The organism is Mycobacterium sp. NPDC048908, assembly GCF_043197955.1.
Lineage (GTDB): Bacteria > Actinomycetota > Actinomycetes > Mycobacteriales > Mycobacteriaceae > Mycobacterium.
On record NZ_JBICUE010000001.1, the window covers coordinates 204,375 to 216,424 of the forward strand.

Annotated in this window: 17 protein-coding genes; 8 read left to right on the forward strand and 9 right to left on the reverse strand. The window is 64.4% G+C overall.

The features are described from left to right. Window positions 1–19 precede the first annotated feature (19 nt). The 3 genes from ACGFK1_RS01015 to ACGFK1_RS01025 all read right to left on the reverse strand — a co-directional run bounded on the left by ACGFK1_RS01015 (window position 20) and on the right by ACGFK1_RS01025 (window position 1,804). On the reverse strand, window positions 20–388 hold the full coding sequence (locus ACGFK1_RS01015) for a hypothetical protein (protein WP_393424271.1): 369 nt from the start codon (window positions 386–388) through the stop codon (window positions 20–22). Between the two features lie 19 nt (window positions 389–407). Then, window positions 408–662: a helix-turn-helix domain-containing protein gene (locus ACGFK1_RS01020; RefSeq protein ID WP_393424274.1), complete on the reverse strand. Its 255-nt coding sequence runs from the start codon at window positions 660–662 to the stop codon at window positions 408–410. 251 nt (window positions 663–913) lie between these two features. Further along, complete coding sequence (locus ACGFK1_RS01025) at window positions 914–1,804, reverse strand: LysR family transcriptional regulator (RefSeq protein ID WP_393424277.1); 891 nt, start codon at window positions 1,802–1,804, stop codon at window positions 914–916. A 184-nt stretch (window positions 1,805–1,988) separates the two neighbouring features. On the opposite strand from ACGFK1_RS01025, the gene ACGFK1_RS01030 reads away from it, so the two are divergent. The 6 genes from ACGFK1_RS01030 to ACGFK1_RS01055 all read left to right on the forward strand — a co-directional run bounded on the left by ACGFK1_RS01030 (window position 1,989) and on the right by ACGFK1_RS01055 (window position 5,582). Beyond that, window positions 1,989–2,732 (forward strand): SDR family NAD(P)-dependent oxidoreductase, encoded by a 744-nt coding sequence (locus ACGFK1_RS01030; protein ID WP_393424280.1) that lies wholly within the window; start codon window positions 1,989–1,991, stop codon window positions 2,730–2,732. Between the two features lie 11 nt (window positions 2,733–2,743). Continuing rightward, window positions 2,744–3,514, forward strand: a complete 771-nt coding sequence (locus ACGFK1_RS01035; protein WP_393424283.1) for an SDR family oxidoreductase — start codon at window positions 2,744–2,746, stop codon at window positions 3,512–3,514. Window positions 3,515–3,519: 5 nt separating this feature from the next. Continuing rightward, window positions 3,520–3,789, forward strand: coding sequence for a hypothetical protein (locus tag ACGFK1_RS01040; RefSeq protein WP_393424286.1), 270 nt, complete (start codon window positions 3,520–3,522; stop codon window positions 3,787–3,789). Between the two features lie 147 nt (window positions 3,790–3,936). Further along, complete coding sequence (locus ACGFK1_RS01045; protein WP_393424289.1) at window positions 3,937–4,383, forward strand: hypothetical protein; 447 nt, start codon at window positions 3,937–3,939, stop codon at window positions 4,381–4,383. Between the two features lie 15 nt (window positions 4,384–4,398). Next, window positions 4,399–5,265 carry an ABC transporter substrate-binding protein gene (locus tag ACGFK1_RS01050; protein WP_393424292.1) on the forward strand — a complete coding sequence of 289 codons (867 nt, stop codon included), beginning with the start codon at window positions 4,399–4,401 and terminating at the stop codon, window positions 5,263–5,265. A gap of 125 nt (window positions 5,266–5,390) precedes the next feature. Then, entirely contained in the window at window positions 5,391–5,582 is a 192-nt protein-coding gene (locus ACGFK1_RS01055) for a hypothetical protein (protein ID WP_393424295.1), read from the forward strand. A 29-nt stretch (window positions 5,583–5,611) separates the two neighbouring features. On the opposite strand, the gene ACGFK1_RS01060 is transcribed toward ACGFK1_RS01055, so the two are convergent. The 6 genes from ACGFK1_RS01060 to ACGFK1_RS01085 form a co-directional block, all read right to left on the reverse strand. After that, the gene (locus ACGFK1_RS01060) at window positions 5,612–6,559 is read right to left on the reverse strand and encodes an aldo/keto reductase (RefSeq protein WP_393424298.1); all 948 of its coding nucleotides are present in this window, start codon (window positions 6,557–6,559) and stop codon (window positions 5,612–5,614) included. 5 nt (window positions 6,560–6,564) lie between these two features. Beyond that, on the reverse strand, window positions 6,565–7,227 hold the full coding sequence (locus tag ACGFK1_RS01065) for a cysteine hydrolase (RefSeq protein WP_393424301.1): 663 nt from the start codon (window positions 7,225–7,227) through the stop codon (window positions 6,565–6,567). Window positions 7,228–7,397: 170 nt separating this feature from the next. Continuing rightward, entirely contained in the window at window positions 7,398–7,988 is a 591-nt protein-coding gene (locus tag ACGFK1_RS01070; RefSeq protein WP_393424304.1) for a TetR/AcrR family transcriptional regulator, read from the reverse strand. A gap of 744 nt (window positions 7,989–8,732) precedes the next feature. Then, window positions 8,733–8,867, reverse strand: a complete 135-nt coding sequence (locus ACGFK1_RS01075; protein ID WP_393424307.1) for a hypothetical protein — start codon at window positions 8,865–8,867, stop codon at window positions 8,733–8,735. Window positions 8,868–9,123: 256 nt separating this feature from the next. Then, window positions 9,124–9,387 carry a hypothetical protein gene (locus tag ACGFK1_RS01080; protein WP_393424310.1) on the reverse strand — a complete coding sequence of 88 codons (264 nt, stop codon included), beginning with the start codon at window positions 9,385–9,387 and terminating at the stop codon, window positions 9,124–9,126. A 91-nt stretch (window positions 9,388–9,478) separates the two neighbouring features. Then, on the reverse strand, window positions 9,479–9,871 hold the full coding sequence (locus tag ACGFK1_RS01085; RefSeq protein ID WP_393424313.1) for a hypothetical protein: 393 nt from the start codon (window positions 9,869–9,871) through the stop codon (window positions 9,479–9,481). 259 nt (window positions 9,872–10,130) lie between these two features. Between ACGFK1_RS01085 and ACGFK1_RS01090 the strand changes: the two genes are divergently transcribed. Both ACGFK1_RS01090 and ACGFK1_RS01095 read left to right on the forward strand, forming a co-directional pair. Further along, the gene (locus tag ACGFK1_RS01090) at window positions 10,131–10,700 is read left to right on the forward strand and encodes a hypothetical protein (RefSeq protein WP_393424316.1); all 570 of its coding nucleotides are present in this window, start codon (window positions 10,131–10,133) and stop codon (window positions 10,698–10,700) included. Further along, window positions 10,697–12,037, forward strand: coding sequence for a hypothetical protein (locus ACGFK1_RS01095; protein ID WP_393424319.1), 1,341 nt, complete (start codon window positions 10,697–10,699; stop codon window positions 12,035–12,037). Before ACGFK1_RS01090 ends, ACGFK1_RS01095 begins: the two co-directional genes overlap by 4 nt. Window positions 12,038–12,050 lie beyond the last annotated feature (13 nt).

Below are 12,050 nucleotides of genomic sequence, written 5' to 3' on the forward strand. Positions count from 1 at the left end.
CGGTTACAGGTGAGTCGCCTCATCGGTTACAGATTTCCTCGGCCATCGGCCGGGGTTTTTCTGTTGGTTGCGCCAGTAGTTGTGGTCGGGGTAGATGGGGTGGCTGGCAATGAGTTGGTGGCGGGTTTTGCTGCAGACGGTGGCGGATGCGGAAATGTTCGACGGCTGCGGCGGGGTGTGCTTCGGGCCGGGCCAGGTAGGCGGTTTGTGGTGTGGCGCGGTGGGGGCGCTCGGTGTTGTAGATCGCGGCGAAGGTGTCGAGCAGGGTTTGTAGTTCGGTGATGTCGAGGGACGGGGGCGCCCGCTGAGCCAGAGTTTGTGTGGAGGCCGGCAGCCCGTAGGCGGCGGCGGTCTCGGTGAAGCTGGCCACGACATCGCCGACGGCCACGCACCGGTAGGCGGTGCAGTCAGTAGGTAGCGGGAGTGGTCGTCGAGCCAAGACAGCACCTCGGCGTCGGTGCCGTCGACCAGAGCCCGTGCACTGCAAGGGGATTGCTGGCTGGTCGTCGTGACCGCGGGTCAACGGCATCCAGACCGCCGTCGCGGTAGCGCTTGAGCAGCCGGTAAACGTGTTGCTGCGACAGGCCATAGGTGCGGGCTGCGGCGCTGACCGTGAGGTTTCCGGAGACCACTTCCAACACCACAACGCGGGCTTTCGACATGACTCACGACTGTCACCTATGACTCGACTCATCCACGTTCATCGCAGGTGTAACCCATGACCCGACTCACCTGTCACCTATGTCGTGGTTTTACACACCCTAGGCTCCACCAGGTAACGGGGTTCGTAAGAGCCTTACTTGGCATTAGTGATGCCGCTACCGTGCGCGGGTTTTGGGCGCTTTTAGCAACACCACGCCAACACCAGCGCACCACCCCGGAAGATCCCCGCCTTGGCGTGATAGTCGGTTGCTCACAGCCAGGAGCCTGGGCCGGAGCCGAAGAATTTGGTGCAGTAGTCACAAAAGGCGGCGGTCCTGCGCGTCAGCCGTCCACGAGGAGTCACCGCCACGACGGCGACGTGTGGGACATCATCGGCGATGTCGAGTTCGCGATACGCCCGTCCCTCGTAGCTGAGCTTGGTGCGGGACTGCTGCAGAAGCATCGACCATCCGAATCCACGTGCGACGAGCGCGCGTACGCCTTCGACGCTCGACGTCCGATGCACCACCCGGGGCGTCACCCCGGCGCGGGACAGGATTGCGCGGTAGAAGGCTTCTCCCGGTGAAATATCGATGAGGATCATGGGCTCGTCTTCGAGACTGCGCAGTGCGATGCTGTGGCTGTCTGGCCCGACGAGTTCTTGGGCCACCAGGACCTTTGGTTGGGCCGCGAAGAGTGGGTGAGCGCTGAGGCTGTCGCGAACCCCGAGGTCATACATCAGAACGACGTCGCATCGCCCCTGAATGAGCCAGTCCTGTGCCTCATCGCTTGTGCCCTCCTCGAAGCTGAAATCCACTCCGGGGTAGCGACTCAAGAATCCCGACATGACCCCGGGGAGGAGAACGGGAGTGAGCACGGGGTCCAACGCGACTCTCAACTCACCCGCCAGGGAACCGCCAATGTCTGCGGCGTTGCGTTCGAGCTCTCGTGCCCGCGTGACCAGCGACCGGACTTCCGGCAGCAGCGCGGTACCCGCGGCCGTGAGCGTGACGCCACGTGCCCTCACTCGGTGCAGTAACCGCACCCCCACGATGTTCTCGAGCTCGGAGATCGCCACCGACACCGCTGATTGCGAGATGGGTAAGTCGGAAGCTGCCGCGGCGATCGAGCCTCTCTCGGCGACCGCAACGAAGTACTCCATCTGGCGCAGATCATTCGCATGAAGCTGAGTTCAACTGAGGAAATTCCATCGAATCTTCTATTTGACTGAGGTTACCGAGCCGCGAACAGTGGGAGTGGACCGAGCGAAGGGGAGTCATGGAGATGGCTGTGAATTCCCGAAAAGGGATCCCGGTGCCCCCCGCTGAGGGACGAAGGTGTTACCGATGAGTCGTGTCGCGCTGATCACCGGAGCCAGTCGGGGCATTGGTGCCGCAACCGCATTGGTCCTCGCGGAGCAGGGTTTTCAGGTGGTTGTCAATTACCGCTCCAGTGCCGAGGAGGCGGACGACGTGGTCCGGTCCGTGACCGCCGCAGGCGGTGAGGCGGTGGCGATCCGGGCCGATGTCACTGAGTCCGACGATGTGGCCGCGATGGTGAGTCAAGCCGAACAGCGGTGGGGCGGGGTCGATGTGCTCGTCCACAACGCCTTGATCCCGTTCGATGTCACGTCCTTCGCCGACCTCAGCTGGGAGCAGCTTGGCGGCAAGCTCGACCGCGAACTGCGCGCCGCGTTTCTGGTCACCAAAGCCGTTGTGCCGGGAATGATTTCCCGGAATTACGGGCGGCTGGTGTACCTCAGCACGGGATTGTCCCGGCGTCCGCGCGAGGGGATGATCACGCTGGGCACCGCCAAGGCGGCTCTGGACCAGTTTGTCCGCTACATCGCACTCGAGCTGGCGCCGCACGGCATCACGGCGAACCTCGTCGCACCGGCCACCGTCGACGAAACGAAGGTCACCGGTCAGCTGACACCCGACAAGGTGAGCCGCCTCGGCGCAACCAATCCCATGGGGCGCCTGGTACGCCCCGAGGAGGTGGCCCGCACGGTGGCCTTCTTGGCGAGTGAGGAGTCCGGTTTCACCACCGGGCATTATCTGCCGGTCAACGGCGGCCTGGCGATGGATTGAACGGAAAAACCATGAACACCATCGACCAGGCCGCCCCGAGTGGGCAAGCCGTCGTCGTCGGCGCGACCGGCGAGGTCGGCGCCGCCATCGTTGCGCGGTTACGCAAGGCTGGGATGCCTGTAGTCGCCGTGGCCCGCGATCGAGACCGCCTCGAGCAGTTGTGCGCGAGCGATGACGGGATCACGCTGTGCGCCACAGACATCGGCGATGACTCGTCAAGTGAAGCGATCGCCGGAGCAGTGTCCGGGCCCGTCCGGATGGTCGTCCAGTCAGCGGCGGTGCCGCCGGCCGGACCTTTGGCCACGATCGAACCGGACGCCCTCGGGCGGGCGGTGTCGCTGAAGCTCGGGGGACTGCTGCGGTTGATCCGTGCCGTTGACGACCGGTTGGTCAAGGGGGCCCGGATCGTCGCCATCGGAGGTCATTTCGGCTCCGAGCCCACACCGCAAACCTGCGGAGCCGGCGTCACCAACGCGGCTCTGGCCAACCTCATTCGTCAGCTCGCCGACGCATACGGGCCGCGGGGAGTGACTGTGCACATGATCGCTCCCGGCGCCTTGGAGACCGATCGCCTCCGCCGCTTTGCGGCCGCGGACGCCGAGGCCCGCGGCGTCAGCGTCGAGACGGTCCTCGACGAATACCGATCGCACTCACCTCTGGGCCAGATGACCACCGTCGACCAGGTCAGCTGGGCAGTAGCTCAATTGTTGGCGCCCGAGGCCGATGCACTACACGGCGCCACCCTCGCCATGGACGCCGGCGCCCGCCGAGGGCTCTTCTAGCGGCCATGGACACGATCGATCTGGCCTATGTCGAGCACGGTGTCCACGAAGAACTGGTCGCCTATGTTGCCGACCAGGAGGGTTATTTCGAGGACGAGGGCGTTCACGTCGCCATCCACAATGGGGTTGGCTGGGATCCGGAGCGTCTGCGCCGCGGCCCGTCGATTGGACTGGGCCGGGCGCTATTACACCGACTGACCGGCGGCATCGACTGGAAGGTATTGAGCGTCAACAACCATGTCCGTTGTTCTGGTTTCTCGGCAACGCCGACGTGACGTCCATGGAAGACCTTCGTGGGCGCCGCGTGGCGGTTCATCCCGGGCAGACCGCTCCCGGTTGGTTCACTCGGATCACGTTGCGCCAGTACGGCCTTGATCCCGACCACGACCTGGACTGTGGCGCGGCTTCCGGGTGACTATCAAATGGACCTGCGACGGCTTCGAGACGGTTCGATCGACGCCGCGTTCGTCGGCACCACGTTCTCCCCCAAACAGGTCGCTGGGGAGGAGGGGTTTCACGTGCTGGCTTGGGTCGGCGACCACGTCCAGATCCCGACCGTTGGGATTGCGGTCGATCCCGCTCACGTCCCGCTGGACAGCCCCGCGCTGCAAGCGTTGGTGCGGGCCAACAATCGGGCCCTGTGGGTGATCGCCGAACAGCCCGATCGAGCCGTGATTTACATCGCCTCGTTCCTCACCCGACTGACGCGTGAGGAAGCTCAGCGGTACTACGAGCGACACATCCGCCCGTCCTTCACGCCCCATGGTCGAGTGGATATCGCCGTCGCACAGCGCGGGATCAACGCGGTAGCCGCCGAAATCGGCGTGCCGCCGGTAGCGGCGGACCTGATCTGTGCGCCGTCAACATGAGCAAGGAGTTCGACCATGCAGACCATCGACCTGACCTATGTCGGCCACGGATACCACGAGGAGCTGATCGCCTACGTTGCCGACCAGGAAGGCTACTACGAGGATGAAGGCGTCCATGTCGCGATTCGCGATGGAGTCGGTTGGGATACGGAGCGCGTGCGCCGGGGCGCGACGATAGGCCTTGGCCGGGCACTACTGTCCCGGCTGACCGACGGCATCGACTGGACGATGCTGAGCATCAACACCCACCGTCCATTGTTCTGGTTTCTCGGCAACGACGAGGTGGCATCCATGGCGGACCTTCGCGGGCGCCGCCTGGCCGTCCACGGAAGCCACACCGCCCCCGGTTGTTTCGCCCGAATTGTCTTGCGCAAGCACGGTCTTGACCCCGATCGCGATCTGCAATGCGTGGTGCGGGCACCCGGGGATTACCAGATGGATCTGCGACGCCTTCGGGACGGTTCGATCGACGCGGCGTACGTCGGCAGCACGCTCTCGCCTGAACAGGTCGCCGAAGAAGAAGGGTTCCACCTACTGGCATGGGTCGGCGATCACTTCCAGATCCCGACTGTTGGGGTCGCGGTCGATCCCGCTCACATTCCGCTGAACGGCCCTGCACTGCGCGCTCTCGTGCGCGCCAACCAGCGGGCGCTGCGAACAATCGCCGAGCGGCCTGACCTCGCTGCGGCCTACCTCGCCTCGTTCCTCCCGCGACTGACTCCTGACGAAGCGCAACAACACTACGAGCGCTATGTCGCCCCGTACTTCACGCCCGACGGTCAGGTCGATCTCGACATCGCGCGGCAGGCGATCGACGCGGTGGCTGCCGAACTCGGCGTCGCGCCGATTCGCGTCGAGGATGCCTTTCCGCCCGCTCAATAGTTCTGGCCCCTAGGGTTTTCCGATGTTCTTACTCATGAACGCCTACAACTCGGCGGTATACCCCCACAACAGGGCGTCGTGATAGAGGCGCGTGCCGGGACGTGCCAGACCCCGACAGTGTAGTCGTGCCAGCGCTTTGGCTCGGCAAGCTCATGCACCGAGATCGAGATCACCCGCTGCGTCTCAGCGGGGTCCGCCGGCGCAAGGGGAACCGGTCGGCGCCAGTAGCCGACGACCGCCGTGACATCGAATCCCGATGCGCGGATGAACAGCCGTGGAAGAACAAGGACGCGGCGACGCTCGGCGCCAACGGATGACGGCACTGTCACCACCTCAGACCGCTTCCTCAACTACCCGTTGGCACTTCACTGAAACCCGGTTCTCCCGCGTCCACAACAGAATTGAATCGGATACGAGTTTCGAGTCGCATGTTGATCTCTTCTATCGCGCTCTCGGGAAGGGCAGTGACGTCGAAGTTCTCGATGATGCGCCCCGGCCTGACGGACGACGTCAGAACTGCTGTGCCTCGTTGAATCCCCCACGCCAGCAGCACTTGCGCGGGGGTTCTCCCGAAGTGCCGGGCCGTCGTGACGATGAGCGGGTCGTCCAGCAGTCGTGGTTCCAGCGCGTGCCCGAGCGGCGCGAAAGCCAGCACAATGATGCCCTCCCTGTCACAGAGTTCGTGCAGTTCCCACTGCGGGTGGTAAGGGTGCGACTCGACCTCGACGACAGCGGGTTTGATTCGCGCGGAGTCGATGATCCGCCGGGTTCGCGGGACATCGATATCGGAGAGGCCTATCGCGCGGCAAAGCCCTTCATCGACAAGGGATTCCATCGCAGTCCATGTTTCCTCCAGCGTGACTCCATTGTCATAGACGACGGCGCCGTGCGCGTCGCGAGGGTCCTGGTCGTCGCCGGGCTTGAATGCGAAAGGGGTATGCATCAGATACAGGTCGACGCTGTCGAGCCCGAGTCTGTTCAGACTGGCCTGCAGCGCGGGTCTCACCCGCTCAGGTCGGTGGTTGTTGTTCCAGAGCTTCGTGGTCACGAACAGCTCTTCGCGCCGGACGGTCCCGTCGGCGATCAGTTCTTTGATCGCCAGACCAACTTCGTCTTCGTTTCGGTAGCGTTCGGCGCAGTCGAGGTGACGGAAGCCTGCCTTGACAGCAGCCGTGGTGGCGCTGCGGGTTTCCGCGCTGTCCGACACGAGCGTGCCGAACCCGAGGGCAGGTATCGCACCCTTGCTGTCGTTCAGAAGGAACCGATGCTGACTTAGATCGTCAATTGATGTCATGTCTTTCAGACTCCTTGTCTTTTTGACTTGGTTAATTGGGCGCCGGCCTCAGCGGTGGTCCACACCGCACTAGCGAGGAAGCGAAAATTCACGAGCGCCGCCAGGTACCCGTCGCCTTCGGGCAGTCGAGGTCCGGCCGTGGCGTCTTTGACGACGGCGACTTCGAAGCCCTGCTCGACTAACTCGCGCAGGTGGCCTTCTACGCACAGATTGGCGGCCATTCCCGCCAAAATGACCTGGGTCACGCGCCGCTTGCGCAGTTGCAGCACAAGGTCGTTCGACTCGGGGCCGACAATCTTGTGAGGAGACGCGATCACTGTCTTCCCATCGTGGATGTCGTGTTGAAAGTCAGGAAGAAAGTCGGCGCCTGAACCCGCGAAGCCATCCGTCGTGTACGCGCCCTGGCGCCCGAACATGCCGACTCCGCTCATGAACTGTTCGAGCGGATCACCGAACCGCCACTGCTTGTCGGTGGGATAGAAATAGTGCGGCGAAATGGCGACGGTGATCCCCGCCTGTTTGGCGGCGTGCAACAGTTCGCCGATGTGAGCGACGGTGTCGTTCTCGCGGATACTGTCGCCGAACACCGGCCACGAGACGCCGTCCGGACTGAGGAAGTCGATCTGCGGATCGGTGATGACGAGTGCGGCGTGCTCGAGATCGAGCACAAATCCCGACGGCGGCAGCGCAGGGTGCTCTGGTTCGGCGGCGGTGGTCAGGTCTGTCATGAGGGCCATCCCTTGGTGGGCGGGAAATTAGTCGATCGGGCTTCATCATGATAGATGACCAGTCGTCTATAAATCAAGTTTTGCAGAGGGGACGTCTCGAGGGGGCAGATTCAGTGGAGGAGTGCGGGGACGGTGATCGATTCGAACCTGTCATAGGGGGCGCGGCTGCGTGTCACCTTGCCGCGAAGGGCCGCGCCCTCCCAGGCTTCGATCAGTAGGGCGGCGAGCTCTGCCGCATCGAGATCCCTACGGACATCATCGGCGGCGGCCTGTCCGGACCGGACGCATGCGGTAAGAGCCTCGTCCCAGCAGTGAAGAATGCGCACGAGTTCGGCGCGCGTCGGCTCGCTTGACCCGCCAAGCTCGAGCGACAGGTTGCCGACCAGGCAGCCAAGCAGAAAATCACCGGCCTCATGTTCGTCAGCAAGCGCGTGGAAGAAGCGCGTAATGCGTTCCTGCGTTGAGCCATCCGTGTCGAGAAGCGGCAGGAGCCGCATCTCGATATCGGCCCAATAGTGGTCGAGAATCGCCGCGGCAAGGGCCTCTTTACTGGGGAAGTACGCGTAGAACGACCCTTTCGGCACCCCGGCTGCATCGGTGATGTCCTTGACGCCGCTGGCGGCGAAACCACGTGAGTGCACCAGGTCGAGGCCTGCCGCAAGCAGGCGACGACGCACGGCGGGGTTGGGAGGGCGGGGCACGCACCAATATTAGCCGACCGGTCGCTTATCTCGGGTTGCCGTCGACTCGGCCGGCTGCTTCTCAAAATCCGTGGGTCGCTGGCGAAAGGCAGTCTCCGTCGATAGGCCCTCACCGCAGTCAGCTGCTAAAGCTGTTTGTGCACTGTGGCGATGTCATCGACGGATGGCCGCGCTCGCTGTCGCGGTCTTCTTGGGTGTTGAAGGCGTCAACACGACGAAGTAGACCTGCTGGTGGCCAACAAGGCCGAAATTGAACGAGCAAGTTCGGAATCACTGTTAGAGACGGTTCGTGGACCCATATGGTGGGTTCGCGTCCCCCTTAGCTGCACTTATGTGACGAGTCGATCATGGATTACACCTGATTCGCGTCATCGGTTACAGATTGCCTCGGCCATCGGCCGGGGCTTGTCTGCCTGCCGCGGCTGACACGTCAGTAGGTCGCGGATCGCTGGCCATGTAGGTCTTGATCGGCGGCCGCAGCTCGGCGTCGTTGGCAAAGGCCAGCACAACGCGAGCAACGACTAGTGCCGAAAACGAGGCGATTCGGTGGTTGTTGCGCGCGCTAATTCGGAGAGTCGCCTACTTGAACGCATCACCATGACAGCAATCGCGTCGATGCCCGCCCCGTTGCCGTCGGGATGAGTGATCCCACCGCGATGGGTAGCGCGAGATCGTGGGTTCGCGTAGCAGCAGTGCTCGCCGTCGCCTCCCGCGTGGACGACCAGATGCTCGGCCGTCCGTCGGTCAGCGGTCCTCGTCGTATTCGGGCCAGTCGTCGTACGGGTCGTGCCCATATGACTTCACAGCGCGTATGGCGGCCAGGGCGCGGAACGGTGTCGAGACGGCACGCTCGACGGCGCGTAGCAGGATAGTGACCATCTTCCCTCGCTCTCTGCTGAAGGAATCCGTGCCCCGCGTGTAAGCGGGTCATCTCTCGGCTCAGCGAGAATCCGATTCCTTATCGAGGGTGACGTGGGCTGTTCATGATCACATTGCCGCTAGCCCCACTCATCGGCCTCCTGCTAGCCACAGTGACCGGTACCAAGGTGAATGTCTCGGCGACGTGGCCCTTCCGCTCGCGCTCGCGTCCTCGCTTCTGACGGTCTCGACGACGCACCTGCGCGTGGGTCGACCGTCACACCGGGGTGAGGCCGCCGTTGGGTGCCACGCTCACGGTGCCCGTCTCGTGCGCTCCCGGTGTGTCCGGCATTTCGTGCCGACCACCGGCAGACCGGCGCCGCAGAACGAAGACCACTCCGCCGACCGAAAAGACCCCGACTGCAATCACGGCCGGCCACATCAATATCTGCGCCAGCCACATGCGCCGCTCGATCTTGACAATCCGCTGCTGCGCGCGACGAAGTCGGGTCAGGCCATCCATGCGCATCCGGATGCCCACGGCCGACCGGCCACAAACGCGCGACCCCGGCAGCACTATGAACCGGACCTACGCACGGCGATCTGCAGGACTGCGGTCGCCGTTGGTGGCGCTAGTTGAAGTTGATCGGCGAGAAGCCACCGGCGTCGGTGTAGGTCGGCGGCAGCCAGCCGGGTTCGCCGGGCACCACCGTGTCGTCGGTTACCGGATACTTGACCTTTTCGAAGACCTGCTCCTGCTGGAAGTAGCCGCCGGTGGTGGTACAGCTGTAGCTGCTGCAGCTGGTGCGAAGCGGCACGTTGTGGGCCGGCACCCAGACCATGCGGTATCGGACCCAGCTCCCGTCGGCCGCCCTCGGGCCGTCGCAGATGGTGCGCGTTTGGCTACCGAGAAATCCCCAGAGGTCATTTTGGCAACCCGGGTTCACGTCGGCGTTTGCCGACGGCGACATTCCGACGGTGGCGGCACTCAGCATCAGCAACGCAATAGCAAACTTAGCAATCATTGGTTCTCCCTTTTCGCATCGCTATCGCAAGATAACAAGCTACTCCGACACGGCGAAGTTGCTTTCGCAAATTGCCTGTTTCAAAAGTTAGCTGATGTGTCTGGAGTTACTCCCGGCTACTGATGGGATAACTCGCGGGGTCCGCAGGCCGGCTGCCACCAAGCGCCGAACTCACCGACTGCTCACAACGCTGGTACTCGCGGGGTTGCGCATGAGATTGCCGTCAGCGTGGACGCCGTCGCAGTGCGAGACTGGCACGGTGAATCGTGTTCTGCGAGCGGGTGTTCTGGGAGATCTACCGGCGCGGGACTTCGTGGCCTCGCCCGGCTTCGCCGGCGTAGTGGCGCTGCTGGCTGCGGTCGTCGCAGCGTGTGCTGTGCTCTACGCATCTCGACGGGCCCGTCAGCGCTTCGAGCAGCGGCGTGAGCAGGAGGAACGGCGTCAAGACCAGGCTCGTGACGACACGGCAAGCGCTCTGGCGTGGCAGCGATGGCAGTGGGTGGTTGACACCGCTGGGATAGAACCTGCCGCCAGCGAGGGCGCCACCCTGGGACTTGGGCCCGCGGTGACTCTGGAGCTCTTGGGTGGGCTGCTCCGCGAAGCCGAGCGGCTCGGCGACGAGACGCTCGCCAAGGCCGTCGCGGTGCACCAGGAGCAGCTCTTGCTGGTACTGGCACAGCAGGCCGGTCCCGTCTCTGGCATCGCGAAGGCTAGTACCCCTGATGGCAACGGCGACAACAACCGAAAGCCAGAACGTACTGAAAAGCCCTCGGCGGCAACATCTTCCGCAACGGTGACGGAGAGCGGGGGAGGGCGGCGGCGCCGATGACGACCACTAGGCAACACATCGAAGACCTCGACGTCGACAGGTGGGCGGCGTTGACACGACGCGCGGCCGCGGACTCGGTTGCGGCCGCTGAACGGCTGGGGCTATCGGCACGGGCGGAATCGGTCGCATTGGCCGGGATGAGTGAACGCGAACTCGCCCAGCATCGCGAACGCAACGGGCCACCCGTGCCACGCCGGTCGCTGGCGATGCAGCTCGTCGAAGCCGAGCACCGGCGGCGGGTGGCCGAGGAACAGGCCCGCGAGGCGCATCAGGGCAGGCTGGACGCCGAGGCGGCGGCCTCGCTAGCTCGCGATGAAGCCCGGGAATCCGCACGCGTGGCCGCGGCGGCGCGTGAGCGGGTCCGCGCGGTGGAGGCCGAGGCCGCGCGCAGGGATGCTGACCGGGCAGCGGAGCGGGCGGCGGAACACGAAGCGATGCAACAGCTGCGGGCCGAGATCGAGCGGGTCCGCGCGCAGGCGGCGGCCGAAGTGGCGGCGGCCGAGGAGAAGGTGCGGGCTGTAGAGGCGCGTGCCGTCGAGCGGGCCACCGAGCGGACGACCGAACGGGCGGCCGCGGAGAAAACCGCCCAACACCTGCAGGCCGAGATCGAGCGGGTCCGCGCGCAGGCGGCGGCCGAAGTGGCGGCGGCCGAGGAGAAGATGCGGGCTGCAGAGGCCCGTGCCGTCGAGCGCACCACCGAACGGACAACCGAACGCGCGTCGGGCGAGGAAGCCGTGCAGCGGGTGCGCAGCGAACTGGAAAAGGTGCGCTCGGACGCCGCCGCAGAGGTGGCAGCGGCGCAGGGGCAGGCGAGCGCAGACATCTCTGCTGCACGGGAGGCTGCTGAAGTCGAGATGGCTGCCGCACGGGAAGCTGCCGAGGCCGAGATCGCTCGCTGGCAGGCCCATGCCGCGGATATGGAGCGGTGGGCGAGGGCCCAGGTCTCGACACAGCTATTGACGATTCCCGTCCCGCCGATGGAACTGCGTAACCACATCGGCCCTGTCGAAACGACGATCGATGCGCTGTACCAAATCGATTACGTACTGGAAGTCGGGCTGGCCGCGGATGTTGAGTCGCAGTTTGTGCCTGATCTCGAGTTCACGCGCAACCTCGCATGGAAGGTGCAGGAGCAGGCCAAGGATCTGAGTCGTCAATTGGCCAATCTGTCCGCGGATGGCTACGCCGAGGCCGCGGGCGACGCCTATCGCGCGCTCCTTCAGCGCATAGACGCCGCCATCCAGGTGATGGGCAGGCGATTCCACAGCCCAGATGCCGAGATCATTGCGGCCGTCACTGCAATGCTCGACGACCTCAGGACGCACGGTCTCTACTAGCCCGAGGGTGATT